General features: G+C 57.6%; 22 protein-coding genes and 1 other annotated feature. Of the genes, 6 read left to right on the top strand and 16 right to left on the bottom strand.

Going from position 1 to position 24,691, the window contains the following annotated elements; all coding sequences use genetic code 11:
• Positions 1–91 precede the first annotated feature (91 nt).
• Positions 92–1,276 (top strand): multidrug efflux MFS transporter EmrD, encoded by a 1,185-nt coding sequence (emrD, locus tag FOY96_RS00110; protein ID WP_033146466.1) that lies wholly within the window; start codon positions 92–94, stop codon positions 1,274–1,276.
• Here the strand turns inward: emrD and FOY96_RS00105 are convergent.
• Both FOY96_RS00105 and dsdC read right to left on the bottom strand, forming a co-directional pair.
• The gene (locus tag FOY96_RS00105) at positions 1,179–2,267 is read right to left on the bottom strand and encodes a cellulase family glycosylhydrolase (RefSeq protein WP_126797239.1); all 1,089 of its coding nucleotides are present in this window, start codon (positions 2,265–2,267) and stop codon (positions 1,179–1,181) included. The two genes, emrD and FOY96_RS00105, sit on opposite strands and share 98 nt — an antisense overlap.
• Before the next feature lie 84 nt (positions 2,268–2,351).
• Complete coding sequence (dsdC, locus tag FOY96_RS00100; protein ID WP_143347739.1) at positions 2,352–3,278, bottom strand: DNA-binding transcriptional regulator DsdC; 927 nt, start codon at positions 3,276–3,278, stop codon at positions 2,352–2,354.
• Between the two features lie 204 nt (positions 3,279–3,482).
• Here dsdC and dsdX point away from each other — a divergent pair, with 204 nt between their 5' ends.
• Together dsdX and dsdA are read left to right on the top strand one after the other, a co-directional pair.
• Positions 3,483–4,820 (top strand): D-serine transporter DsdX, encoded by a 1,338-nt coding sequence (gene dsdX, locus FOY96_RS00095; protein WP_023309824.1) that lies wholly within the window; start codon positions 3,483–3,485, stop codon positions 4,818–4,820.
• Between the two features lie 17 nt (positions 4,821–4,837).
• A complete protein-coding gene (dsdA, locus tag FOY96_RS00090) occupies positions 4,838–6,124 on the top strand; it encodes a D-serine ammonia-lyase (protein WP_143346320.1) in 1,287 nt (428 codons plus the stop codon).
• A gap of 34 nt (positions 6,125–6,158) precedes the next feature.
• Here the strand turns inward: dsdA and FOY96_RS00085 are convergent, their stop codons facing one another.
• The 4 genes from FOY96_RS00085 to FOY96_RS00070 all read right to left on the bottom strand — a co-directional run bounded on the left by FOY96_RS00085 (position 6,159) and on the right by FOY96_RS00070 (position 9,877).
• Positions 6,159–6,506 carry a DUF202 domain-containing protein gene (locus FOY96_RS00085; RefSeq protein ID WP_143346319.1) on the bottom strand — a complete coding sequence of 116 codons (348 nt, stop codon included), beginning with the start codon at positions 6,504–6,506 and terminating at the stop codon, positions 6,159–6,161.
• Positions 6,496–6,843: a YidH family protein gene (locus tag FOY96_RS00080; RefSeq protein ID WP_143346318.1), complete on the bottom strand. Its 348-nt coding sequence runs from the start codon at positions 6,841–6,843 to the stop codon at positions 6,496–6,498. The genes FOY96_RS00085 and FOY96_RS00080 overlap by 11 nt, the downstream gene beginning before the upstream one ends.
• Before the next feature lie 92 nt (positions 6,844–6,935).
• Complete coding sequence (locus FOY96_RS00075) at positions 6,936–8,258, bottom strand: 6-phospho-alpha-glucosidase (protein ID WP_143346317.1); 1,323 nt, start codon at positions 8,256–8,258, stop codon at positions 6,936–6,938.
• Positions 8,255–9,877 (bottom strand): alpha-glucoside-specific PTS transporter subunit IIBC, encoded by a 1,623-nt coding sequence (locus tag FOY96_RS00070; protein WP_033144347.1) that lies wholly within the window; start codon positions 9,875–9,877, stop codon positions 8,255–8,257. The genes FOY96_RS00075 and FOY96_RS00070 overlap by 4 nt, the downstream gene beginning before the upstream one ends.
• Positions 9,878–10,098: 221 nt before the next feature.
• On the opposite strand from FOY96_RS00070, the gene FOY96_RS00065 reads away from it, so the two are divergent.
• Positions 10,099–10,845, top strand: coding sequence for a GntR family transcriptional regulator (locus FOY96_RS00065; protein ID WP_033144348.1), 747 nt, complete (start codon positions 10,099–10,101; stop codon positions 10,843–10,845).
• Here FOY96_RS00065 and FOY96_RS00060 read toward each other — a convergent pair.
• The 3 genes from FOY96_RS00060 to ibpA form a co-directional block, all read right to left on the bottom strand.
• Complete coding sequence (locus tag FOY96_RS00060) at positions 10,813–12,474, bottom strand: putative transporter (protein WP_143346316.1); 1,662 nt, start codon at positions 12,472–12,474, stop codon at positions 10,813–10,815. The genes FOY96_RS00065 and FOY96_RS00060 overlap by 33 nt on opposite strands.
• A gap of 172 nt (positions 12,475–12,646) precedes the next feature.
• A complete protein-coding gene (ibpB, locus tag FOY96_RS00055) occupies positions 12,647–13,075 on the bottom strand; it encodes a small heat shock chaperone IbpB (RefSeq protein WP_032662053.1) in 429 nt (142 codons plus the stop codon).
• Between the two features lie 136 nt (positions 13,076–13,211).
• Entirely contained in the window at positions 13,212–13,622 is a 411-nt protein-coding gene (gene ibpA, locus FOY96_RS00050; protein WP_008500162.1) for a small heat shock chaperone IbpA, read from the bottom strand.
• Positions 13,616–13,687 (bottom strand) — a sequence feature (ROSE (Repression Of Heat Shock gene Expression) occurs in the 5'-region of heat shock genes and acts as an RNA thermometer to modulate expression.). Its footprint overlaps the gene before it by 7 nt.
• A gap of 248 nt (positions 13,688–13,935) precedes the next feature.
• Between ibpA and FOY96_RS00045 the strand changes: the two genes are divergently transcribed.
• On the top strand, positions 13,936–14,268 hold the full coding sequence (locus FOY96_RS00045) for a YceK/YidQ family lipoprotein (RefSeq protein ID WP_039260364.1): 333 nt from the start codon (positions 13,936–13,938) through the stop codon (positions 14,266–14,268).
• Here FOY96_RS00045 and FOY96_RS00040 read toward each other — a convergent pair.
• From FOY96_RS00040 to FOY96_RS00030, 3 genes are all read right to left on the bottom strand, one after another.
• On the bottom strand, positions 14,265–15,494 hold the full coding sequence (locus FOY96_RS00040) for a YidR family protein (RefSeq protein WP_143346315.1): 1,230 nt from the start codon (positions 15,492–15,494) through the stop codon (positions 14,265–14,267). The genes FOY96_RS00045 and FOY96_RS00040 overlap by 4 nt on opposite strands.
• A 50-nt stretch (positions 15,495–15,544) precedes the next feature.
• On the bottom strand, positions 15,545–16,357 hold the full coding sequence (gene yidA, locus FOY96_RS00035) for a sugar-phosphatase (protein WP_094935443.1): 813 nt from the start codon (positions 16,355–16,357) through the stop codon (positions 15,545–15,547).
• A gap of 115 nt (positions 16,358–16,472) precedes the next feature.
• On the bottom strand, positions 16,473–17,498 hold the full coding sequence (locus FOY96_RS00030) for a zinc-dependent alcohol dehydrogenase family protein (RefSeq protein WP_143346314.1): 1,026 nt from the start codon (positions 17,496–17,498) through the stop codon (positions 16,473–16,475).
• Between the two features lie 110 nt (positions 17,499–17,608).
• Here FOY96_RS00030 and FOY96_RS00025 point away from each other — a divergent pair, with 110 nt between their 5' ends.
• A complete protein-coding gene (locus FOY96_RS00025) occupies positions 17,609–18,544 on the top strand; it encodes a LysR family transcriptional regulator (protein ID WP_143346313.1) in 936 nt (311 codons plus the stop codon).
• Positions 18,545–18,578: 34 nt separating this feature from the next.
• Here FOY96_RS00025 and gyrB read toward each other — a convergent pair whose 3' ends face one another.
• From gyrB to dnaA, 4 genes are read right to left on the bottom strand one after another with little or no spacing between them, the layout of a single operon-like run.
• Positions 18,579–20,990: a DNA topoisomerase (ATP-hydrolyzing) subunit B gene (gene gyrB / locus FOY96_RS00020; protein WP_143346312.1), complete on the bottom strand. Its 2,412-nt coding sequence runs from the start codon at positions 20,988–20,990 to the stop codon at positions 18,579–18,581.
• Between the two features lie 28 nt (positions 20,991–21,018).
• Positions 21,019–22,092, bottom strand: coding sequence for a DNA replication/repair protein RecF (gene recF, locus FOY96_RS00015; protein WP_143346311.1), 1,074 nt, complete (start codon positions 22,090–22,092; stop codon positions 21,019–21,021).
• Complete coding sequence (gene dnaN, locus FOY96_RS00010; RefSeq protein ID WP_014830028.1) at positions 22,092–23,192, bottom strand: DNA polymerase III subunit beta; 1,101 nt, start codon at positions 23,190–23,192, stop codon at positions 22,092–22,094. The genes recF and dnaN overlap by 1 nt, the downstream gene beginning before the upstream one ends.
• Positions 23,193–23,196: 4 nt before the next feature.
• A complete protein-coding gene (gene dnaA / locus FOY96_RS00005) occupies positions 23,197–24,591 on the bottom strand; it encodes a chromosomal replication initiator protein DnaA (RefSeq protein ID WP_010426558.1) in 1,395 nt (464 codons plus the stop codon).
• Between the last annotated feature and the right edge of the window lie 100 nt (positions 24,592–24,691).

Below are 24,691 nucleotides of genomic sequence, written 5' to 3'. Positions count from 1 at the left end.
TCATCTCTCTGTGGTAGATTCCTCGCGCATTTATGGGAATGCGCAGTCACTTATTCTTCATTTTTCTCTTTTGGCAAAAGTATTCAGCGACATGAAAAAACAAAGGAACGTTAACTTATTGTTGATGCTGGTGTTACTGGTGGCCGTCGGTCAGATGGCGCAAACCATCTACATTCCGGCGATTGCCGACATGGCAAAGGAATTGAACGTCCGCGAGGGCGCGGTGCAGAGCGTGATGGCAGCCTACCTGCTGACCTATGGCGTTTCGCAGCTCTTCTACGGCCCGCTGTCTGACCGAATCGGGCGTCGCCCGGTGATCCTGGTGGGCATGAGCATTTTCATGGTGGCGACGGTGATTGCCATTACCACGCACAGCCTGACCGTACTGATTGCCGCCAGCGCCCTGCAGGGCGTCGGAACCGGCGTCGGTGGGGTGATGGCGCGAACCTTACCGCGCGATATGTATCAGGGCACCCAGCTCCGTCATGCCAACAGCTTGTTGAATATGGGTATTCTGGTCAGCCCGCTTCTCGCCCCGCTGATTGGCGGCCTGCTGGACACAATGTGGTCCTGGCGCGCCTGCTACGCCTTCCTGCTGGTGCTGTGCGTCATTGTCACCTTCAGCATGGCGCGCTGGATGCCGGAAACGCGCCCGCAGGACGCGCCGCGCACGAAGCTTATCACCAGCTATAAAACGCTGTTCGGCAACGGGTCGTTTACCTGCTACCTGCTGATGCTGATCGGCGGCCTGGCGGGCATTGCGGTGTTTGAAGCCTGTTCCGGCGTGCTGCTGGGCGCGGGTCTGGGCCTGAGCAGCATGGTCGTGAGTATTCTGTTTATTCTGCCGATCCCGGCGGCGTTCTTCGGCGCGTGGTTTGCCGGACGCCCAAATAAACGCTTCTCCACCCTGATGTGGCAGTCGGTGATCAGCTGTCTGCTGGCGGGTCTGATGATGTGGATACCGGGGCTGTTTGGCGTGATGACGGTCTGGACGCTGCTCATCCCGGCAGCGCTGTTCTTCTTCGGCGCGGGGATGCTGTTCCCGCTAGCGACCAGCGGCGCGATGGAGCCGTTCCCGTTTCTCGCAGGCACGGCTGGCGCGCTGGTAGGCGGTTTGCAGAATATCGGCTCCGGCGCGCTGGCCTGGCTCTCGGCGATGATGCCGCAGACCGGGCAGGCTAGTTTGGGCCTGCTGATGACGCTGATGGGGCTGCTGATTTTACTGTGCTGGCTGCCGCTGGCGTCGCGTGTTCCGCATCACGAGCAGCCGGTTTAACCGCATGATGGCCCGGCTTCTCGCCGGGCTTTTCACAGACGGGCGCAATCATCGCCTGCAGTAACGGCTCTGGCGCGGGCCGCCAGGCCCCCTCTTCCCCATCGTAAAACTGGAAATCTGCGTTCAGCGCATACGGGATTTTCGCCTTTTGCAGCTCGCACGCCATAAAAGTGGAGAACGCCATTTGCGAAGCAGTTGGCGTAAGGTGGTTTGACTCTCCCACGCCCCAGCCCCCGACCCAGCTCACGTGCCCGGTTTTTTGCTGCCAGCGCAGCGCGGTAGTGATGCGATTATGGATAGCCGCTTTCTCCGCCGCCGTGCCGGACGTCCACGGATATTTACCGCTATTTTTCAGCGGCCCCCACGGGAAAATATGCCACTCCGCCAGCAGGTAGTTTTGGCTGTGCGCGGGCAGCTTCAGGCTGGATAAATCCTCCGGCGCGGCGCGCAGGCGTGGCGCAATAAAGATCATGCGCTGCGGGTCCATGTCGTGGATAGCTTTAATGGTTTTTTCATACACGCGGTTTAGCGACGCGAGGTTGTGGTTAAGCTTGTCGGCGGGCTCATAAATGAGATCAAAACCCAGCAGCGGATAGCTCTGACCGAAATAGTGCGCCACGGCAATCCACCAGTTAATCGTCTCTTTCTCGTTATCGGCTTTCGGGTCGTTTTTATATTCATCAGCCTGATAAGCGATAATCGGGATCACGCCATACTGTTCGCAGGCTTCCACCAGCTTGCGCAGGTGAATTAGCCGCGCTTCCGTCGGCTCATCGGCGACGCGAATGCGCACGTGGGTAATGCCTTTTGCACGAAAATCGCGCACCACCAGCGGGTCGAATTCGCGTATGCCGCGCTCGGTGCGTGCCCAGTCCACATCCATCCCGACGCCCAGCTGCTGCGCATAACGGGCAGCCGTCAGCGGCGGCTCAGCGGCAATCGCCCAGCCGGAAGAGATCAGTAATGCACAGGCAATAAAAGGCTTTAACACGGTTTACCCTGGATAAATCGAAAGCATTACCTGTATTTAGCACGCTTTTTCACATTTCGTGTAGAGCGAAAGCGTAATAATTCTTCAACCTGCCAGTTCTCTCAGCCAGCCGATAAAGGCGTCTATTTTCGGCCACTGTCGGCCAGAGAGCGTCGAGATATAGTAGTGCTGATGGCATTTCAGGGTCTTTTCACCAAACGGGGCGATAAGCTCGCCCCGTTCGAGCCGTTTCTGCACCAGCCGCTTTCTGCCCATCGCGACGCCGACGTGGTTGATGGCCGCAATAATCGCTAAATCGGAACGATCGAAACCAATACCCGACGATGGCGGCATATTCACCGCAAAATGTTGCGCCCAGCTCAGCCACTCATCCGTACCGGAATCGTTGCTCCAGGCCTGACGGTCGTGCAGCAGCGTGCAGTGGCTGAGGTTATCGGGGTTTTTCAGCAGCTCATGCTCGCGGGCATATTGCGGCGAGCAGACGGGCAAAATCGCCTCGTCCATCAGGAAGTGATGAGAGAGGTGGTTTGGCGGCGTATCGTCGAAATAGAGCGCCAGATCGACGCCCGTTCGCTGCATATTAACGTAATCATTGCCGGTCAGGATGGTGAGTGAAATTGACGGATAGCGGCGGGTAAAGTCCCCCAGCATGGGCACCAGCCAGCACTGGGCGATCGACGGCCGGGAGTAGACCGTCAGCGTGCCGGACAGCGCCTGGTTTTTGATGTCCAGGATCTCCTGATTCAGGGTGTCGAGGGACGACTTAAGCGTCCAGTAAACGCGCTTTCCCTCCTGCGTCAGCTCAACTTTACGGTGCGAGCGGACGAACAGCTGAATACCCAGCTCCTCTTCCAGCAGGTTGATGCGGTGGCTCACCGCACTTGGGCTGAGCGACAGCTCCTCCGCCGCCAGGGCGAAGGACTCATGCCGGGCGGCCACTTCAAAGGTGTACATTTTCGACAGCTGCCAGCCGTTTAACAGCCGGTTTCTGGCTTCATTCGCATCGGTCATCACAATTCTCACGCGGGTTTTCTGCGCTCAGCATACCGCTCAAGGGTGAATTTATGTGAACCTAATACGAATTAAGTGCACTTTTTAGACCGCAGTCACTCAGTTGATCCAATCTGGCTCACCTGAACGCCAATTTATATCGTTTGTCAGCCCACGCCGTTTTTTCGTCCAATACCCACAGATGACATAAGGGTGAGGTGAGATATGGGATCTCAGGTCTGGGTTGTGGCAACGCTGCTGGTCAGCATTGTGTTGATTGTTTTAACCATCGTTAAGCTGAAGTTTCACCCGTTCCTCGCGCTGCTGCTGGCGAGCTTTTTCGTCGGCGCGATGATGGGGATGAGCCCGCTGGATATGGTGAATGCCATTGAGAGCGGAATTGGCGGTACGCTGGGCTTCCTGGCGGCGGTGATTGGTCTGGGCACCATTCTCGGCAAAATGATGGAAGTCTCCGGCGCGGCCGAGCGCATCGGGATCGCACTGCAGCGCTGCCGCTGGCTGTCGGCGGACGTGATTATGGTGCTGGTGGGTCTTATCTGCGGGATCACGCTGTTCGTGGAAGTGGGTGTGGTACTGCTGATCCCGCTGGCGTTTTCGATCGCCAAAAAGACCAACACGTCGCTGCTCAAGCTGGCCATTCCGCTCTGTACCGCGCTGATGGCGGTGCACTGCGTGGTGCCGCCGCATCCGGCCGCGCTGTTTGTGACCAATAAATTAGGCGCGGACGTCGGAACGGTCATTGTCTACGGTTTGATGGTAGGCCTGATGGCCTCGCTGGTCGGCGGCCCGCTGTTCCTGAAACTGCTCGGCAACCGTCTGCCGTTTAAACCGGTTCCGGCGGAATTTTCAGACCTGAAGGTGCGGGAAGAGCACACCCTGCCGTCGCTGGGCGCCACGCTGTTCACGGTGCTGCTGCCGATTGCCCTGATGCTGGTGAAAACCATTGCCGAGCTGAATATGGCAAAAGAAGGCACGCTGTATACGCTGCTGGAGTTTATCGGCAACCCGATCACCGCCATGTTTATCGCCGTGTTTGTCGCCTACTACCTGCTGGGGATACGCCAGCATATGGGCATGGGCACGATGCTGACGCACACCGAGCACGGCTTCGGCTCTATCGCTAACATTTTGCTGATTATCGGCGCGGGCGGCGCGTTTAACGCCATCCTGAAAACCAGCGGGCTGGCGGACTCGCTGGCGCATATTCTCTCGAACCTGCACATGCACCCTATCCTGCTCGCCTGGCTGGTGGCGCTAGTGCTGCATGCCGCCGTCGGCTCCGCGACGGTGGCGATGATGGGCGCGACGGCGATAGTCGCGCCGATGCTGCCGCTCTATCCGAACGTGAGCCCGGAGATCATCACCATTGCCATCGGTTCCGGCGCCATTGGCTGCACGATCGTGACCGATTCCCTCTTCTGGCTGGTGAAGCAATACTGCGGCGCGACCCTGAATGAGACCTTCAAATACTATACGACGGCGACGTTTATCGCCTCGGTGCTTGCACTTGGCGGCACATTCCTGCTTTCCTTCATTATCTGAGCGCGAAGAGACGTATTATGGAAAACGCAACTATCACTACTTTAACCGCACAGTTTCCTCTGGTTGAGGATCTGATCGCACTGAAAGAAACCACCTGGCTTAACCCGCGCACCACGACGCTTGCAGAAGGGTTGCCGTACGTCGGGCTGACCAAAGACGACGTGGACGACGCGCACGCGCGCCTCAACCGCTTCGCGCCGTATCTGGCGAAAGCCTTCCCGGAAACGGCGGCAACGGGCGGGATTATCGAATCCGAACTGGTTGCCATCCCGGCGATGCAAAAGCGGCTGGAGAGAGAAACTGGTAAGCCTATTCCCGGCACGCTGCTGCTGAAAAAAGACAGCCATCTGCCGATTTCCGGCTCGATTAAAGCGCGCGGCGGCATCTATGAAGTGCTGACCCATGCGGAAAAACTGGCGCTGGAAGCCGGGTTGCTGAGTATCGACGACGACTACAGCATTCTGCTGGAGCCACGCTTTAAGGACTTCTTCAGCCAGTACAGCATTGCGGTAGGCTCAACCGGCAACCTCGGGATGTCCATCGGCATTATGAGCGCCCGCATCGGCTTTAAGGTGACGGTGCATATGTCCGCCGACGCCCGCGAGTGGAAGAAAGCCAAACTGCGCAGCCACGGCGTCATCGTCGTGGAATATGAGCAGGATTACGGCGTGGCGGTGGAGCAGGGACGAAAAGCGGCGGAAAGCGATCCGAACTGTTTCTTCATTGACGATGAAAACTCCCGCACCCTTTTCCTGGGCTACGCCGTTGCAGGCGAGCGGCTGAAGGCGCAATTTGCCGAACAGGGCCGCGTGGTGGATGCGGACCATCCTCTGTACGTTTACCTGCCGTGCGGCGTCGGCGGCGGCCCCGGCGGCGTAGCATTTGGCCTGAAGCTGGCCTTTGGCGATAACGTCCACTGCTTCTTCGCGGAGCCAACGCACTCCCCGTGCATGCTGCTTGGCGTCTACACCGGCCTGCACGATGAGATCGCGGTGCAGGATCTGGGCATTGATAACGTGACGGCGGCGGACGGGCTGGCGGTAGGACGCGCCTCCGGCTTCGTGGGCCGCGCGATGGAGCGCCTGCTCGACGGGTTCTACACCCTTTCCGACCAGAGCATGTACGACATGCTCGGTTGGCTCGCGCAGGAGGAAGGGATCCGCCTCGAACCGTCCGCGCTCGCGGGCATGGCCGGGCCGGTGCGCGTTCATTCGCATACCAACGTTACCCACCTGGTGTGGGCGACCGGCGGCGGAATGGTGCCGGAAGACGAGATGGCGAAGTATTTAGCAAAAGGCCGTTAATCGTAGGCCCGGTAAGGCGCAGCCGCCACCGGGCTTACAGGCTCAAAATTTGCTGAATATGGGTTATCGCAAACAGCAGCGACAGGGAGAGAACAGCGAGCGCGATCAGGAACTTATCCCGCACCGCTTTCGGCTGTACAAAATCGTTCTGCGCCACGTCCATCAGGTTACGGCTGCGGGTATAGCGCCATAAAACGATCGCCACCAGCGCCAGCACAACAATAGAAATCCAGAATGGCACCCCCGCGCGGTGCCAGTTGTGCTTAATCGCCAGGGCAATCAGCGCGCCATACCCCAGCAGCGTGCGCAGCCAGGCGAGTGACGTCCGCTCCGGCTGCAGGCCGGGGTCCGCCTCGCGCCGCGCTTTGCGGCTATCCGCCATAGAACACCAGCACCATCAGCACGCCCGCCACCGTCAGCAGAATCGTGCTGATAATCAGCAGCCCGCGCGTATATGGCAGATCCTGCTTCAGACGCATCGCCTTCTCATTGCGCAGCCAGCGCAGGTAGCCGTAAATCGCCAGCACGCCCGCAAACAAGCACAGCAGCAGCGCCAGCACTTCGCGAATCAGCGGCGTGGCGAAATCCGGCGCGAGCTGATCGAGACCGACCCCTGCGGCAAGAAAGCCCAGCGCGGTGCGGATCCACGCTAAAAAAGTGCGTTCATTGGCCAGAGAGAAGCGGTAGTCCGGCGCTTCGCCGAGGCGGGAAATTTTCATGAAGGTTCCTTGTCGTGCTCCAGGCAGGCTTCAGCATAGCGTAAATCGACAAGGACAAGGAGACCGGCATCGGGCGATGCCGGTCAGGACGATTAGTGCAGCTCTGGCCAGTAGTCCTTATTGGCCTCGATCAGGTCATCCAGAATCGCTTTCGCGACGGACGCGCTCGGCACGGTTTTCGACAGGGTGATTGCCTGCCAGAGTTTCTGGTACGAGCGCTGCTCCCAGGCATCCACCACCAGTTTTTCCACCGCCACCTGCTGGCTCATCAGCCCTTTCTGGAAGTGTGGAATATCGCCCACCGTAAGCGGCTCCGGCCCGTTATGCCCCACCAGGCACGGGATCTCCACCATCGCGTCGGCATCAAAGTTATGGATGGCCCCGTTGTTTGGCACAATCAGCAGCATCCGCTCCTGGGTGTTGAAGGCAATCGCCGTCGCCAGATCGACGATGTACGACGCATGTTCGTCGATTTCCAGCTCACCGGCGGCGGAGTGAACGGCTTCGATAATCGCCCGGCAGGCGCTGAATACGTGCTTCTCACGGTGATCCATGACCTCATTGGCGCGGGTGCGTTCCGGGTTGGAGTGCGCGACCACGTAGTCCGGGAACAGGTAATACTTCAGGTAGGTGTTCGGCATGGTATCCGGATCAAGCGCCTGTACGTCTCTGGCTTTGGCAAAGGTATCGTTCCAGCTCGCTTCGGTATGCGCATCTTCCGAAGGCGGAACATAGCCGTTTTTCGCCACGTATTCGCGCAGTTTCGGCATCAGATCGTTGCCGTTGAGATCTTCAATCGACGTCCACCAGCCGAAGTGGTTCAGGCCGTAGTAGCGCACGCGCATCTCTTTGCGGTTTTTCAGGCCGACAATCTGCGCCATGCGCCCTTCAATGCCGATCGGCATATCGCAGATGTTGAGGATTTTGGCGTTCGGACGCAGGCGGCGCGTGGCTTCCGCGACAATCGCCGCCGGGTTGGAATAGTTCAGCATCCACGCGTTCGGGGAGTACTGCTGCATATAATCAACCAGCTCCAGCACGCCGCCGATAGAGCGCATTCCGTAGGAGATGCCGCCCGGTCCGCAGGTTTCCTGGCCCAGCACGCCGTGGCGCAGCGGGATTTTTTCATCTTTTTCACGCATCGGGTATTTGCCCACGCGGATATGCGCCATCACGAAATCCACGTCGGTAAACGCCGCTTTAGGATCGGTGGTGTAGCTGAATTCAATCTCCGGCGCCTGCTCCCTGAGGATGATTTTGCACGCTTCGGCGATGGTCTCCTGACGTGCGCCGTCGTTGTCATAGAACTTCAGCGCGCGCAGCGGGAAACGGTCACGGTTGGCTAACAGCATCAGGACGATACCAGGCGTAAAGGTGCTGCCGCCGCCTGCAATAACAACTGAGAATTTTTTCATGATATAGCCTCTGTCAGGGTGGTTTGTTCATTTGTTAAAGGGGTTTTCATCAGCGATTCCAGCTGGTCGCGCACCTGAGGAACGTGCAGGCCGACAATCACCTGAATGCCGTTGCCGCGTCGCACCACGCCGTGGGCGCCGAGGGCTTTGAAGACGTCATCGCTTTGGGTTTTCGCCATATCCACCAGCGCAATGCGCAAGCGGGTGGCGCAGTTGTTGATGCTTTCGATGTTGGCCGCGCCGCCGAGCGCCTGCAGGAATCCGGCGGCCTGCCCTACCTGCTGGCTGGCCGCCGCCGGGGCGGTGGTTTGCCCGCGCGCCGCCTTATAGTCGGCCTTGCTGTAGAGTTTGATTTCGCTCTCTTCCCGGCCCGGCGTTTTCAGGTTCAGACGTTCGATCAGCGTTTTGAAGACCACGAAGTAAATCCCGGTGAAGCAGACGCCAATGCCGATCTGGGTGAATACCGTCGAGGCGTGGTTGTGGAACATTGGGATCCAGTTTTGCGGCAGGAACTGGTCCAGCAGGCCGCCGCCCATGTTCCCCACGACGCCAAAGGCGTACATCACCGTTGCCATGGTGGCCGCCAGCACGGCGTGCACGGCAAACAGCAGCGGCGAGATAAACAGGAAGGTGAACTCAAGCGGTTCAGTGATGCCCACCAGCACGGCGGTGAGCGTGGCCGGCACCAGCAGCCCCGCCACCTTGACGCGGTTTTCCGGCGACGCGGTATACCAGATCGCCAGCGCAATCCCGACCGAGCCAAACACTTTTGAGTTGCCGTGCAGCGCGAATCCGCCTTCCGGGAAGAGGGTTTTCAGCGGCAGGGTGCTCTGGCTGAATTCCTGCAGGTGCTGTGCCCAGTAGACCTGAATGCCGCCTTCTACCGCCGCCGGGCCGAAGATGAACGGACCGTAGACGAAGTGGTGCAATCCGGTTGGGATCAGAATGCGTTCCAGGAAGGTATACACCCACACGCCCAGCGCACCGGCGGAGCGCAGAAACGCCTGCAGGGACTCGATGCCCATCTGCACTTTCGGCCAGCCCAGCAGCGTCAGCCAGGCGCAGGGGATCATGACGAAGAACGCGAGGATAACGACAAACGAGCTGCCCTGGAAAATCCCCAGAAACACCGGCAGCGGCTTGTCGAAGTAGCGGTTGTGGATGGCGGTGACGATGCCTGAGATCACAATGGCACCGATGATGCTGGTATCGAGCGTTTTGATACCGGCAATCATCGCCAGCCCGCTTCCGGCCGTCGGTTCGGCGGAGAAGTCGACGCCGAAGAAGTGGCCCCAGGTCATCCCCATCGCGTTAATAAAGTAGTTCCAGGTCAGGAAGCTAATCAGCACCGCAAGACAGGCGCGGCCCTGCGCCTGCTTCGCCAGGCCAATCGGTAAGCCAACGGCAAAAATCAGCGGCATATTGCGAAACACCGCCCAGCCGCCCTCTTCAATGATGTGGACAATCTGCGCGAAAAGATGATCGGGGGCCGTTAAGGCTTCGCCGACAAACAGCGGGTTGCGAAGCATGATGGCGATTCCCACCACGATCCCGGCGAACGGAAACAGCAACACCGGGGTAAACATGGCACCGCCAAAACGTTGTATTTGACTGAGCATTTTTAAATCCTCATGAAACAACCTGTAGGGGTAGAGGCCTTTATGGTTTTTTGCTGGCCTGAGGTGAGCATAAGAAGTTACTGATGCGCGAACATGGCGTGCCGCTGCGATTCGTGATCGCATTCATGGTTTTATTTTGACCAATCAGGTCTACTTTTTGCGGTAAATATGGACATGTCAGAACGCAATCCACGCCCTGATAACGGCAGAGAGGTCTACTGGTGATCTACAAATCTATTGCTGACAGATTGCGGCTGCGGCTGAATTCGTCGGACTACAACGTCGGCAGCCCGCTGCCCGGCGAAAAAGCGCTGGCGCAGGAGTTCGGCGTGGCGCGAATGACCATCCGCAAGGCGCTGGATCTGCTGGTGAGCTGGGGGCTGGTTGAGCGTCGACACGGCAGCGGAACCTTTGTCTCACGCAAAGACGTTCACCACGAAACCACCAACCTGACCGGGCTGGTGGAGGTGCTGCGTCAACAGGGAAAAGAGGTGCAGAGTAAGGTCTTACAGTTTGAAGTGATGCCCGCCCCGCCCGCCATCGCCAGCCAGCTGCGGATTCAGGTGGATGAACGGATCTACTTTTCCCGGCGGGTGCGCTACGTGGACGGGAAGCCGCTGATGCTGGAGGACAGCTTTATGCCGGTGAAGCTGTTCCGCAATCTGTCGCTGGCGCATCTTGAGGGGTCTAAGTTTGATTACATCGAGAAGGAGTGCGGGATCACCATCAGCGGCAACTACGAGAGCCTGACGCCGGTGCTGGCAGATAAAACGCTGGCCGGTTATATGAACCTGCCGGAACAGACGCCGCTGCTGCGCATTACGTCTCTTTCCTACAGCGACAGCGGCGAGTTCCTCAATTATTCCGTGATGTTCCGAAATACCAGCGATTACCAGGTGGACTACCATCTGCGGCGCATCCACCCGGACGACCTGCTAGCTCATCCCCCAGAACAGCACCGCCAGTAGCTGCGGGGTGATGATGCGCAGGAACATCACCAGCGGATAGACGGTGGCATAGGAGAGCGCGGCCGCACCGCTGGTGGCGTGCAGGTTGTTGGCAAAAGCCAGCGCGGGCGGATCGGTCATGGAGCCCGCCAGCATCCCGCACAGCGTCAGGTAGTTCATTTTGGCGAACATACGCGCCAGTATTCCCACCGTCAGCAGCGGGATCGCCGTGATAAAGATGCCGTATCCAACCCAGCTCATCCCTTCGCCCTTGACCAGGGTATCGACAAAATCTCCGCCGGATTTCAGGCCGACCACCGCCAGGAACAGCACGATGCCCAGCTCGCGCAGCGCCAGGTTGGCGCTCGGCGGCATAAACCAGTAGAGCTTGCCGATACAGCCGATACGCCCGAGGATCAGCGCCATAATCAGCGGCCCGCCCGCCAGGCCCAGCTTGAGCGCCACCGGGAAGCCCGGCACGTACACAGGAATAGAACCGAGCAGCACGCCAAGCCCGATACCGATAAACACCGGCAGCATCTGCACCTGCTGCAGCTTTTGCTGGGCGTTACCCACCATATCCGCCACGGCGTCGATGGACGACGGGCGCCCGACCAGGTTGAGGATATCCCCGAACTGCAGGCTGGCCTCCGGGCTGGCGACCAGTTCAACACCCGCACGGTTAAGGCGAGAGATCACCACGTCATAGCGCTCTTTTACCTGCAGATCGCGTATTTTCTTGCCAAGAACGTGTTCGTTAGTCACCACAACGCGTTCCACGCGCATATCGGTGCCGCGGGTTGAGAGCGAGGTATCCACTTCCTGGCCAATCACCAGCCGCGCGTTGTTTAAATCTCCGGGCTGGCCGACCAGGTGCAGCAGATCGCCCTGCCGAATGACGGTGCCGGGCGCGGGCACCATCAGCATATCGTCACGCTTGAGGCGGGAGCAGATGATATTGGCGCTGTTGAGGATCGGCACGTCCTGAATCGCCATATTGTTCAGGTTGGGGTTATCGACCCGAATGTTGATGGTTTTAATTGGCATATGGCCGTTGGTGAGCGTGGTTTCGTGGTCCTTCGCCTCTTTGTCAACGTTAATGCGAAACAGGACGCGTACCAGCCACATGGAAAGCAGAATGCCGCAAATCCCAAACGGGTAGGCCATGGCGTAGCTCATCCCCATCTGGTCGACGATGCCGGGTTCGATACCCAAATCGCGCAGGATTTGCTGCCCGGCGCCGAGCGCAGGCGTGTTGGTAACCGCCCCGGAGAAAATGCCCAGCACCACGGGAAGCGGGATATCGAAGATTTTGTGCAGAATTGCGGTGACCAGCCCGCCCATCACCACTATGCCGAGGGCAAACAGGTTGAGCCGTAATCCGGAGACCCGAAGTGAGGCGAAAAAGCCCGGTCCCACCTGAATACCGATGGTATAAACGAAGAGGATCAGGCCGAACTCCTGAGTGAAGTGGAGCATTTCGGCGCTGAGGAGCAGCCCGAGCTTGTCGGCGAAGTGCCCGACAAAAATGCCGCCAAACAGCACCCCGCCTATCCCAAACCCGACGCCACGGATTTTGATATTCCCTATCCACAGGCCAACAACAGCGACCAGGGCCAACACGCTTACGGTTAACGCGATATCACTCATGATCCACTTCCTGTGCATAACCTTAGTTATGCTAAGGATTCTCTCAGAGCCGGATGCGATTGTATGGGCGATGGCGCACAAAAAAGCCCTGCCGGGGCAGGGCTTCGTGCAGTCTATGAGTATTGTCGGGTGGCGGCTGCGCCTTACCCGACCTACAGGTTCGGCGGGCTTGTTAACTGTTTAACGCTGGCCGCTCGCTAATGGCGATACGCTGCGGCGCGATGGCTTCCGGCACGTTGCGTATCAGGTCGATATGCAGCAGACCGTTGGTAAACGTTGCGCCGGACACTTCCATATGGTCTGCCAGGGTAAAGCTCAGGCTGAACGGCTGATTAACCAGCCCCTGATGCAGCCATTTGGTCTCGGTCTCTTGTTTTTCCGGCGTGCCTTTCACGGTCAGGCGAGTGCCTTCAAGCTGGATGTCCAGATCGTCCTGGCGGAAACCAGCCAGCGCAAGGGTAATGCGATAGTGGTTATCGTCGCTCTTTTCGATGTTGTACGGCGGAAACGTCTGTTGCTCGGTGGTGCTTTGCAGGGCGTTAGCCAGTTTGTCAAAACCAATCCACTGACGCAGCAGAGGGGATAAATCATAGTTACGCATACTAAATCTCCTTCTGAGAAGCGAGTTCGGCACAGTCTAATTTTGTGCACAGTTGTTCCTGCAAATCCTGATGGATTCGCATATGCTCCCGTTACGGCAAGCAAGTCTGGGTGGGCCGCTTACGCGACCCGCGTAATTAGTTAATTTCGATACGACGCGGTTTTTTCTCTTCCGGAATCACACGTTCCAGTTCGATAAACAGCAGGCCGTTAACCAGGTTCGCGCCTTTAACATGAATGTTCTCGGCTAACTGGAACTTGCGTTCAAAGTTGCGCTCGGCGATGCCCTGATAAAGATAGGTACGTTCTTTCTGCTCGGCCGTATGGGAACCTTTCACCACCAGCAGGTTGTCCTGCGCGGTGATCTCCAGTTCGTTTTCTGCAAAACCGGCGACGGCAATAGCGATGCGGTAGTGATTTTCGTCAACCAGCTCAACATTGTATGGAGGGTAGCCGTTGCTCTGGCTTTGGTTATTTTCTAAATGGTTAAACAGGCGGTCAAAACCAATTGCAGAACGGTATAGCGGAGAAAGATCGAAGTTACGCATAAATAAAACTCCTGAAATCAGCGAGAAATTGTAGCCTTCCACCATGGACAGGCCTTTGCGCCCCCGAACACCCATCAGGCGAGTTCGTTATCGGGCCACATTCTTAAAATGGGTCTGCAATCGGGCTTTTCAAGAACGACAGCTGCACTTTTTTTTGCACTTTCCTGCATCTCGCTTAGACTGGGACAACAGCACAAAGGGTTAAATTGCGATGGCTGCCACAGTGCGGGGTTATCGGGCTATCCATTTTGGATAAGGCTCGCTATAACCCTGAGTTGCAGGTCTATGCAGTGCCATTAACGATGACTGAGTGATGATGAAAAATGTTCTGATAAAGCTGACGACGTTCAGCGGGGTAGTTTTACTTTGCGGGTGTTCGAGCGTGATGTCTCACACCGGCGGTAAAGAAGGAACATATCCGGGGACGCGCGCCAGCGCGGCGATGCTCTCCGATGACGATACAAACTGGGGCACCAAATCCCTGGTTATCCTCGATATGCCGTTTACGGCCGTGGCGGATACGCTTCTGCTGCCGTGGGATATGTTTCGTAAGGACAACTCCGTACGCTCGCGTGTAGAGAAAAGCGAGCAGGAAAATCTGGCGACAAACGCCGTCATCCCGCCCGCTGACATGCCTCCACGCTAGTACTGTGCGGTTTCCGTCACCCAAAGCTGACGGAAACCGGCTGTCTCCTCCATCCACGCAATAACGCGCCCGTCAGGGGAAAACACGACCGCATCAGCAGACGGCGGGTTGCCGTGATCGGACGTCAAAAACGTCACCTCTCCGGTCCGTGCGTCGCAGCAGGCGATCCGATTTTCGAGCACAAACCCCAGACTGCCGCCCGCAGGATGCCAGTTAAATGCTGACTGAATATCGCTCCCGGTACGCGTCAACTGGCGCGGCTCGCCGCCCTCAGGAGAGATCAGCCACAGCTGCACAATGCCGTTATCATCCCGCATCAGAAACGCAATCTGCGTCCCCTGCGGGTTGCTGCGAACCCAGTGACGCGGCACGTTCACCAGGCCCGGGTACGCCCTCTGATGCGTAAAGGTCAAACGACGCTGGTTCACTCCTGCAGGCGGGGCTGGCAGGGTCTCCGTCGTGCCCTGTAGCGGCGCATCGCCCGCACGCTTCCAGCCCTGCTCGTCTTCCGGCAGGTCGACGATAAACAGTTCGGGTACTTTTTCGCCCTGCGCGGAGAGGGTATCGCCGATAAACGCCAGCCTGTCGTTGCCCACCCAGCCCTCTTCGTAAGCGCGGTTGATGTCATCGCTGCCCGGCCGTGGGTTGGGCGTGGTGCGGCTAACCAGCACGCTCCAGAAGGTTCCCGAATATTCACGGGGATGGTTCCCCTGCGGGTTCACCGGGCCATAAGGCGCAGCCACGCCGACGTTGCGTAAATCGAGTTTAGGATCGCGCTCGTGCAGGACATGGTCGTTATAGGTAAAGCTGACGAGCTGCCCGTTCGGGCTGAAGACATGGACGTGGCTGCCGCCGCGCAGCGCGCCTGCGGTGTAAGGCGCGGTGATATCCATCGCGTCCAGGTTGCTCACCTGACCGTTTTGCGCAATCACTCCCTGGCGATGATGAAAATCGTAGCGCCAGTCGGCATCCGGGTTTTTCGGGCCGTGGATAAAGACATATTTATCTTCTGCAGGATGAACGGTCACCACGCCGACATGCGCGCCGTCAGTCGCGCGATAAACCACCTCTACCTCACCCGTCGCGACATTGACCCGCTCGATGGTTTCACCGGTGAACGACGCACCGGACGGGCGCACGTCGTAGACCAGCCACTGGCTGTCCGGCGTCCAGGTATTGATGTTGGTCAGCTGGTGGTTGCGGGAAGCGAAGGTGACTTGTTTCATGAGGATACCCTGATGCGCAGTTATCGCATCAGGGTATCGCAAGCGGGTTTTTAGTTCAGCACAAACTTCTCAATGGCATAAGCCACGCCGTCTTCGAGGTTGGATTTGGTCACGAAGTTGGCCACCTCTTTCACCGATGGGATCGCGTTATCCATCGCCACGCCCATACCGGCGAACTCAATCATCGCGATGTCATTTTCCTGGTCGCCCAGCGCCATGATCTCGTCCTGTTTAATGCCCAGCGCATCGGCCAGCGATTTGACACCGGTGCCTTTATTGACGCGTTTATCGAGGATTTCGAGGAAATACGGCGCACTTTTCAGCACGGTGTACTTCTCTTTTACCTCCGCCGGAATGCGCGCAATCGCTTTATCCAGGATCTCCGGCTCGTCGATCATCATCACTTTCAGGAACTGCGTCGCCGGGTCCATTTTCTCCGCTTCACAGAACACCAGCGGAATGGTCGCAACGTAGGATTCATGTACCGTGTAGTAGCTGATATCGCGGTTGGCGGTATAGAGCGTATTGCGATCGAGCGCGTGGAAGTGGGAACCCACTTCACGGGACAGTTTTTCCAGGAACAGATAGTCTTCGTAGCTCAGCGCGGTTTGCGCAACCGTACTGCCATCTGCGGCTTTCTGCACCAGCGCGCCGTTATAGGTGATGCAGTAGTCGCCCGGCTGATTCATGTGCAGCTCTTTCAGGTAGCTGTGTACGCCCGCATACGGACGCCCCGTGGTCAGGACCACATTCACGCCCTTAGCGCGCGCCGCGGCGATCGCGTTTTTAACGGCTGGAGAGATGGTGTGGTCTGGCAGCAGCAGCGTGCCGTCCATGTCGATTGCAATGAGTTTGATAGCCATTAGTTCCCCGGAATAAATGAGTGCTGCCTCATGCTAACGCGATTAAGCACACAAAAATAGAGCTATATTGCGCAACAGGAATGCCCCTTTTACGCTTATTCCGGGGAACGAAGGCTTACTCGCGGGTGAGCACAATTTTACCGAACGCGCCTCGGTCAAGATGTTCAAACGCCTGTTCAAGCTCGTTAAAACGATAGCGATGCTCAATCACCGGCTTCAGCCCCGTGACGTCAACAGCGCGGACAAAATCTTCCAGCGCCCGGCGATGCCCCACGCCAATCCCCTGAATGACGGGGGATTTCAGCAGCAGTTCGCCAGCAGAGAGGGTAATCTCCGTCCCGGCGAGCACGCCAATGACGGAGATACGTCCGTGAACGGCAACGGCGCGCAGGGAATGCTTCAGGTTCTCTCCACCGACGGTTTCGATAATATGGTCGATACCGCGATCCTGCGTGAGCGCCAGCGTATTTTCAGCCCAGTCGCCTTTCAGCCGGTTGATGCCGTGGCTGGCCCCCAGCGTTTTGGCCAGCGCCAGTTTCTCATCGCTCCCCGAGGTGACAAACACCTCCGCGCCGTGCGCTTTTGCAATCTGAAGGGCGAATATCGCCACGCCGCCCGTGCCCTGCACCAGCACCGATTGCCCGGGGCGGAGCTGGCCGCGCTCCACTAGCGCAAACCAGGCGGTAAGCCCTGCGCAAGGTAAGGTGCTGGCCTCGGCGTCATCCAGGGTCTCCGGAGAGGCCACCAGCGCGTCTTCCTTCACAATCACATACTCGGACAGCATGCCCTGGAAGTATCCGCCGGACGTTTTATAGGGCAGATTGCGCGCGTCCGCCTGCGGCTTACCGTCGATCCACTCAGGGAAGAAGGTTGAGATGACGCGCGCGCCGGGCTGGAAGCGCGTAACGCCTTCACCAATGCTGTCCACCACGCCCGCCATGTCAGACGCCGGGGTAAACGGGAAGGAAAGCGGGATCGGCATTGTGCCTTCAACAACCATTTTATCGCGATAGTTGAGCGCAACAGCATTCACCCTTACGCGCACTTCACCCGGGCCTGGCTGTAGGACGGGCGCCTGAGTCAGCTTGAGGTTCTCGCGCCCGAGGGCATCCATGGACCAGCGTTGCATTGTCTCTGTCATTTTATTTCTCCTGCCATCAGATGAGCTTTAGTCCTGACAGTCTACCGTTGACTAAAGGTCGCCAGTGGCGATAAGTTTTCTCTTTATTGACGCCAGAATAGATACAATCCATGACCGATACGCTGAAGGATATTCCTGTTTTCGTGGCCGCCGTTGAGGCGGGAAGTTTCGCGCAGGCCGCGATTCGCCTGCATTTGTCACGTTCGGCGGTCGGAAAAAGCATCGCTCGCCTCGAACAGCGGCTGGGGGTACGTCTTTTTCAGCGCACCACCCGCAGCCAGAGTCTGACCGATAACGGCGCCCTTTTTTATGAACGCTGTCTGCGCGCGCTGGAGGAGATTCGGGGTGCGGAATCGCTGCTTGAAACGGGGAAACAGCAGGTCAGCGGCCGCCTGCGCATTTCCATGCCGGTGCTGTTTGGTCGCCAGTGCGTCGCCCCCTTGCTGGTAGCGCTGGCGCAGGAACACCCCGGGCTTGAACTGGAAATGTCATTCAGCGACCGCGTGGTGGATCTCGTCGAGGAAGGGTTTGATATGGCGGTGCGTAACGGCACGCTTCAGGACAGCAGCGTGCTGGTCGCCAGAAAGCTGGGAGAACACCGGATGGTGCTGTGCGCCGCGCCGGAGTATCTGCTGAAGAAAGGCCAGCCACAAAGCGTTAATGATTTATCCCAGCATACGGCCATCAACTATTTGAGCGCAGGCAGAGTGTTGTCCTGGCAGCTGATGGATAACGAAGGAACGTCGCACACCTTTACGCCCCGATCGTCGCTCAATATGGATGATTTGCAGGCGATCTGCGACGCTGCGCTGGCCGGACACGGCATTGCATGGCTGCCCTGCTGGATGGTCGTCAAAGATATTCACCAGGGTAAACTCGTCCCGCTCCTGAAGCAGGCACCGGATGTGCATTTCAACGTTCATGCCGTATGGCAGCAGACGCCGCATCTGCCGCTGAGGGTAAGAATAGCGATAGATACGCTGGCGAGCCGTTTACCGGCAGCGATGTCACTGGACCTTCCAGCGTCCATAAAAAAGCCGCGCTAAAAGCGCGGCCAGTTATCGTGCGGTATAACGACAATTAAATATCGATATTTGCCGCTTTCAGGGCGTTCTCTTCGATGAAGGCACGACGTGGTTCAACCGCATCGCCCATCAGGGTCGTGAACAGCTGGTCCGCAGCAATCGCGTCCTTAACGGTCACGCGCAGCATGCGGCGGCTTTCCGGATCCATGGTGGTTTCCCACAGCTGGTCCGGGTTCATTTCGCCCAGACCTTTATAGCGCTGGATCGCGAGGCCACGACGGGACTCTTTCACCAGCCAGTCCAGCGCCTGCTCGAAGCTGGTTACCGGCTGACGACGTTCGCCACGTTCGATGAACGCATCGTCTTCGATCAGGCCGCGCAGCGTCTCGCCGAGCGTGCAGATACGACGGTATTCCGGACCGGTCACAAACTCGTGCTCCAGCGGATAGTCGGTGTCAACGCCGTGGGTACGCACGCGAATAATAGGCTCGAACTGCTTATCGGCGTTCTGCTGGATATCGCATTTCCACATGCTGCCGTGCTGCTCTTTCTCGTTGAGATCGGTCACCAGGGCATTCACCCAGCGGGTCACGGTCTGCTCGTCGCTCAGATCGGCTTCGGTCAGGGTTGGCTGATAAATCAGCTCCTTCAGCAGCGTTTTCGGATAACGGCGTTCCATACGCGTAATCATTTTCTGCGTGGCGTTGAACTCGGACACCAGACGCTCCAGCGGCTCACCGGCCAGTGCAGGGGCGTGCGAGTTCGCGTGCAGGGTCGCGCCATCAAGGGCGATCGCGATTTGGTACTGATCCATCGCTTCGTCGTCTTTAATGTACTGTTCCTGCTTGCCTTTCTTCACCTTGTACAGCGGCGGCTGTGCAATGTAGACGTGACCACGCTCAACGATTTCAGGCATCTGACGATAGAAGAAGGTCAACAGCAGCGTACGAATGTGCGAGCCGTCGACGTCCGCATCGGTCATGATGATGATGCTGTGGTAGCGCAGTTTGTCCGGGTTGTACTCATCACGGCCGATGCCGCAGCCCAGCGCGGTAATGAGCGTCGCCACTTCCTGAGAAGAGAGCATCTTGTCGAAACGGGCTTTCTCAACGTTGAGGATTTTACCCTTCAGCGGCAGGATAGCCTGGTTCTTACGGTTACGGCCCTGCTTCGCAGAACCGCCCGCGGAGTCCCCTTCCACGAGGTACAGTTCGGACAGCGCCGGGTCACGTTCCTGGCAGTCAGCCAGTTTGCCCGGCAGGCCTGCTAAGTCCAGCGCGCCTTTACGACGGGTCATTTCACGGGCTTTACGCGCCGCTTCACGGGCACGCGCCGCATCAATAATTTTACCCACCACGATTTTCGCGTCGGACGGGTTTTCCAGCAGGTATTCGCTCAGCAGTTCGTTCATCTGCTGTTCAACCGCCGATTTCACCTCGGAAGAGACCAGCTTGTCTTTGGTCTGGGAGGAGAACTTCGGATCCGGCACCTTCACGGAGACAACGGCAATCAAGCCTTCACGGGCGTCATCACCGGTGGCGCTGACTTTTGCTTTCTTGCTGTAGCCTTCTTTGTCCATGTAGGCGTTCAGGGTACGGGTCATCGCCGCACGGAAGCCTGCAAGGTGCGTACCGCCGTCACGCTGTGGAATGTTGTTGGTGAAGCAGTAGATGTTTTCCTGGAAACCGTCGTTCCACTGCAGCGCCACTTCCACGCCGATACCGTCTTTTTCGGTGGAGAAGTAGAAGATATTCGGGTGAATAGGCGTTTTGTTCTTGTTCAGATACTCAACGAACGCCTTGATACCGCCTTCGTAGTGGAAGTGGTCTTCTTTGCCGTCACGCTTGTCGCGCAGGCGAATAGAGACGCCGGAGTTCAGGAACGACAGTTCACGCAGGCGTTTCGCCAGGATGTCGTACTCGAATTCGGTGACGTTGGTGAAGGTTTCATGGCTCGGCCAGAAACGCACCATGGTACCGGTTTTGTCGGTATCGCCGGTAACGGCCAGCGGTGCCTGCGGCACGCCGTGCGTATAGAGCTGACGGTGAATTTTGCCTTCTCGCTGGATAACCAGCTCCAGCTTCTGCGACAGGGCGTTAACCACGGAGACGCCTACGCCGTGCAGGCCGCCGGAAACTTTATAGGAGTTATCGTCAAACTTACCGCCTGCGTGCAGCACGGTCATGATCACTTCCGCAGCAGAGACGCCCTCTTCCGGGTGAATACCGGTTGGGATGCCACGACCATCATCGGTGACGGAGACGGAGTTGTCCGCATGGATGGTGACCACGATGTCTTTACAGTGACCCGCGAGCGCTTCGTCGATAGCGTTATCTACCACCTCGAATACCATGTGGTGCAGACCGGTGCCGTCATCCGTGTCGCCGATATACATACCCGGGCGCTTACGCACCGCATCCAGCCCTTTCAGGACTTTGATACTGGAGGAGTCATAAGAATTCGACATCAACGTTTCTCGCTCATTTCAACTTGGGTTAATCCGTTATTTTACCCTTTTCCACGGTAAACATCTTCGAATTTTCGTCCGACATGTCTATAACGTGTTCAGCGCTAATGGCGCTGACGAAAACCTGCGACTGCGTGGCTTTTAAGCGGCTGGCAAGCAGCCCGCGCCGCGCGTCGTCAAGTTCCGAGGCAAAATCATCTATCAGGTACAGGCAGCGTCTTCCGCTCTCGCGGGTGAGAAACTCCCCCTGTGCCAGGCGCAGCGCGCACATCAGGAGCTTGAGCTGCCCGCGCGACAGCGTGTCTTCCACCGGTGCACCGTCGGCACGAATGCGGAAATCCGCCTTGTGCGGGCCGTGCGCGGTATAGGTCAACATGCGGTCGCGCTCGAAGCTTCTCTCTAACACCTCGGCATAATCCGTCTCTTTCTCCCAGCCGCGCTGGAAAGAGAAGGTGAGAGAGAACTCGGGTAAAAACTGTTTGCAGGTGTCGGCCATGTCTTCGGCGATACCTGCGCTGTATTCGGCACGCCAGTTGCTGATTTGTTCCGCGAGAGGGATTAACTCCATGTCCCACGGACGCAGCTGGGCGTAACGGGTAACCTGGCGCAGTGCAGCGTTACGCTGCTTGAGCAGACGCTTCAGGTTGCTCCAGGCGTTAAAGAAACCGGCTTCGTTGTGAAAGCATCCCCAGTCGAGGAACGCTCTTCTGTATTTGGGGCCGCCGTTGAGTAAAGTAAACCCCTCCGGCGTAATCAGCTGCATTGGCATCAGCAGCGCCAGTTCCGCCACTTTATGGCCGTCGGTGCCGTCGATGCGCACCTTACTGTCGCCATGCTTGTCTTTGGTCAGGCCGATCGCGGTTTCCCGCTCCGCCCCCTGCAAACGCCCGTGCAGAACAAAGGATTCCTGCTCGTGGCGAATGACGCGACCAATCTGCAAACTGCGAAACGCCCGACCGTGGCCGAGCGTATAGATGGCCTCAAGCACGCTGGTTTTGCCGCTGCCGTTTGCGCCAACCAGGAAGTTAAAGCCAGGGGATAAAGCGAGATCCGCGCTTTCGATATTGCGAAAGTCGCGGATCAACAGACGGGTGAGCGACATTACAGTCTCATTGGCATAACAACATAGGCAGCCGACTGTGATGCGGCATCTTCAATCTGTACGCTTGAAACGGAGTCGGTCAGCAGAATGCGCACGTTTTCGCATTTCAGCGCATTCAGCACATCCAGTACGTAGCTGACGTTAAAGCCGATTTCCATCTCAGCGCCGGCGTAGGTGACGTCCAGAATCTCTTCTGCCTCTTCCTGCTCCGGGTTGTTAGCGGTGATTTTGATCTGGTTTTCACTCACGTACAGGCGCACGCCGCGGAATTTCTCGTTGGAGAGAATGGCCGCACGGGCAAAGGCCTGCTTGAGGCTATCGCAGCCCGCTTCCAGCGTTTTGTCCGGATTCTTCGGCAATACGCGGCGATAATCCGGGAAACGACCGTCAACCAGCTTAGAAGTGAAGACAAAATCGCCCACATGTGCGCGGATGTTGTTGCTGCCGATCTGCACGCGCAGCGGCGTGTCGCCGCCGTCGAGCATACGCATCAGCTCAATCACCCCTTTACGCGGCACGATCACCGAATGGTTTGGCAGCGCGTCGCCAATCGGCATAGAACAGACCGCCAGACGGTGGCCGTCGGTGGCTACGGTACGCAGCTCTTCACCTTCAGTTTCGAACAGCATGCCGTTTAAGTAGTAACGGACGTCCTGATGCGCCATGGAGAACTGCGTGGCTTCAATCAGACGCTTCATCGTCGCCTGCGGCAGGGTGAATTCAACTTCGCTCTGCCAGTCGTCCAGGTTCGGGAAGTCCGCAGCAGGCAGCGTGGAGAGCGAGAAACGGCTGCGGCCAGAGCGCACCAGCATACGGTCGCCTTCCAGCTGCACGGCGATTTCAGCGCCTTCCGGCAGCCCGCGGCAGATGTCAAAGAATTTACGTGCCGGAACCGTGGTCGCGCCCGCGTCGTGCGGCTGCGTCAGCGTAACGCGCGCGATCATTTCCATTTCCAGATCTGTACCGGTCAGCGACAGCGTACCGTCCGCGACCTGAAGCAGCAGGTTTCCGAGAATAGGCAGCGTTGGGCGGCCACCTAATGGGCCACTCACCTGTTGCAGCGGTTTTAATAAATGTTCACGTTCAACGGTAAATTTCATAGCGTCACGATGATAATGTTCTGATTAAATTGGAAAAATCTTCTTTTATGTCGTGGCTTTCTTCGCGTAACTGCTCAATCTTACGACAAGCGTGCAGCACGGTCGTATGGTCACGGCCACCAAACGCATCCCCGATTTCCGGCAGACTGTGGTTGGTTAACTCCTTTGCCAGCGCCATCGCCATCTGACGCGGACGCGCCACCGAGCGGGAACGACGTTTAGACAGTAAATCTGCCACTTTGATCTTGTAGTACTCAGCCACCGTCTTTTGAATATTGTCGATAGTGACCAGTTTTTCCTGCAATGCCAGCAAATCTCGCAGCGCTTCACGCACAAAATCGATGGTGATCGCACGACCGGTGAAGTTGGCATTGGCGATAACGCGGTTCAGTGCCCCTTCCAGCTCGCGCACGTTGGAGCGCAGACGCTTGGCAATGAAGAACGCCACTTCGCCCGGCAGGCGAATGTCGTTTTCATCGGCTTTCTTCATCAGGATCGCGACGCGGGTTTCCAGCTCCGGTGGCTCGATCGCCACGGTCAGGCCCCAGCCGAAGCGGGATTTCAGACGATCTTCAACGCCGTTGATCTCTTTTGGATAACGATCCGAGGTCAAAATGATCTGCTGATTGCCTTCCAGCAGGGCATTGAAGGTGTGGAAAAACTCTTCCTGAGATCGTTCTTTATTCGCAAAGAACTGGATGTCATCGATGAGCAGCGCGTCAACGGAACGATAGTAGCGTTTAAACTCTTCGATCGCATTGTTTTGCAGGGCTTTTACCATGTCCTGAACGAAGCGCTCGGAGTGCATATACACCACTTTGGCATTGGGCTTGCGCGCCATAATGCCGTTACCCACCGCATGCAGCAGGTGCGTTTTACCCAGACCCGTGCCGCCGTAAAGGAACAGCGGGTTGTAGGCCCCACCAGGGTTATCAGCAACCTGACGAGCCGCCGCGCGCGCCAGCTGGTTCGACTTACCTTCAACGAAGTTATCGAACGTGTGTTTCACGTTAACGTTAGAGCGGTAGGTTGGCTCAGCCGGTGCAGGGACATTATCCCAGCCCTGACGAGCGGGTGCGACGCGAGGGGCCGGAGCAGGCGCGGCCTGAGCAGGCGCTGCTACGTTCACGGTTTCACGAACGGTTTGGGTGACCGGCTTTGTGCCCACTTCAAAGCGCAGCTGCGGGGCATCTGACCCGCAGAAATCGTTCAGCAGTCCATTGATGTTATTAAGGTACTTATCCCTTACCCAATCGAGCACAAAACGGTTTGGCGCATACAAAGCCAGCGTGTTATCGCTCAGTTCCGCCTGCAACGGGCGGATCCACATACTGAATTCTGTGGCTGGTAACTCATCCTGCAATCGGGCAAGACACTGCTGCCAAAGCGAAAGTGACACGGCGGACTCCACTCGAACAATAAAAGAAAACTATTGAATATTCATGATTGTTGGCGCACATCGACATGACCCAATGAGGGTGATGTGCGAACCGCTATCT

This window comes from Enterobacter asburiae (assembly GCF_007035645.1).
Classification (GTDB): domain Bacteria; phylum Pseudomonadota; class Gammaproteobacteria; order Enterobacterales; family Enterobacteriaceae; genus Enterobacter; species Enterobacter asburiae_B.
This window is presented reverse-complemented; position numbering and strand designations above follow the sequence as displayed.

Coding starts and splice junctions, on each gene's coding strand:
- ibpA (WP_008500162.1), bottom strand. CDS start 13,622: ATGCGTAACTTCGATCTTTCTCCGCTATACCGTTCTGCAATTGGTTTT.
- FOY96_RS00030 (WP_143346314.1), bottom strand. CDS start 17,498: ATGACAGAGACAATGCAACGCTGGTCCATGGATGCCCTCGGGCGCGAG.
- dsdX (WP_023309824.1), top strand. CDS start 3,483: ATGGGATCTCAGGTCTGGGTTGTGGCAACGCTGCTGGTCAGCATTGTG.
- FOY96_RS00070 (WP_033144347.1), bottom strand. CDS start 9,877: ATGCTCAGTCAAATACAACGTTTTGGCGGTGCCATGTTTACCCCGGTG.
- recF (WP_143346311.1), bottom strand. CDS start 22,092: ATGTCGCTCACCCGTCTGTTGATCCGCGACTTTCGCAATATCGAAAGC.
- ibpB (WP_032662053.1), bottom strand. CDS start 13,075: ATGCGTAACTATGATTTATCCCCTCTGCTGCGTCAGTGGATTGGTTTT.
- dsdC (WP_143347739.1), bottom strand. CDS start 3,278: ATGACCGATGCGAATGAAGCCAGAAACCGGCTGTTAAACGGCTGGCAG.
- FOY96_RS00085 (WP_143346319.1), bottom strand. CDS start 6,506: ATGGCGGATAGCCGCAAAGCGCGGCGCGAGGCGGACCCCGGCCTGCAG.
- FOY96_RS00080 (WP_143346318.1), bottom strand. CDS start 6,843: ATGAAAATTTCCCGCCTCGGCGAAGCGCCGGACTACCGCTTCTCTCTG.
- gyrB (WP_143346312.1), bottom strand. CDS start 20,990: ATGTCGAATTCTTATGACTCCTCCAGTATCAAAGTCCTGAAAGGGCTG.
- yidA (WP_094935443.1), bottom strand. CDS start 16,357: ATGGCTATCAAACTCATTGCAATCGACATGGACGGCACGCTGCTGCTG.
- FOY96_RS00025 (WP_143346313.1), top strand. CDS start 17,609: ATGACCGATACGCTGAAGGATATTCCTGTTTTCGTGGCCGCCGTTGAG.
- emrD (WP_033146466.1), top strand. CDS start 92: ATGAAAAAACAAAGGAACGTTAACTTATTGTTGATGCTGGTGTTACTG.
- dsdA (WP_143346320.1), top strand. CDS start 4,838: ATGGAAAACGCAACTATCACTACTTTAACCGCACAGTTTCCTCTGGTT.
- FOY96_RS00040 (WP_143346315.1), bottom strand. CDS start 15,494: ATGAAACAAGTCACCTTCGCTTCCCGCAACCACCAGCTGACCAACATC.
- dnaN (WP_014830028.1), bottom strand. CDS start 23,192: ATGAAATTTACCGTTGAACGTGAACATTTATTAAAACCGCTGCAACAG.
- FOY96_RS00045 (WP_039260364.1), top strand. CDS start 13,936: ATGATGAAAAATGTTCTGATAAAGCTGACGACGTTCAGCGGGGTAGTT.
- FOY96_RS00075 (WP_143346317.1), bottom strand. CDS start 8,258: ATGAAAAAATTCTCAGTTGTTATTGCAGGCGGCGGCAGCACCTTTACG.
- FOY96_RS00060 (WP_143346316.1), bottom strand. CDS start 12,474: ATGAGTGATATCGCGTTAACCGTAAGCGTGTTGGCCCTGGTCGCTGTT.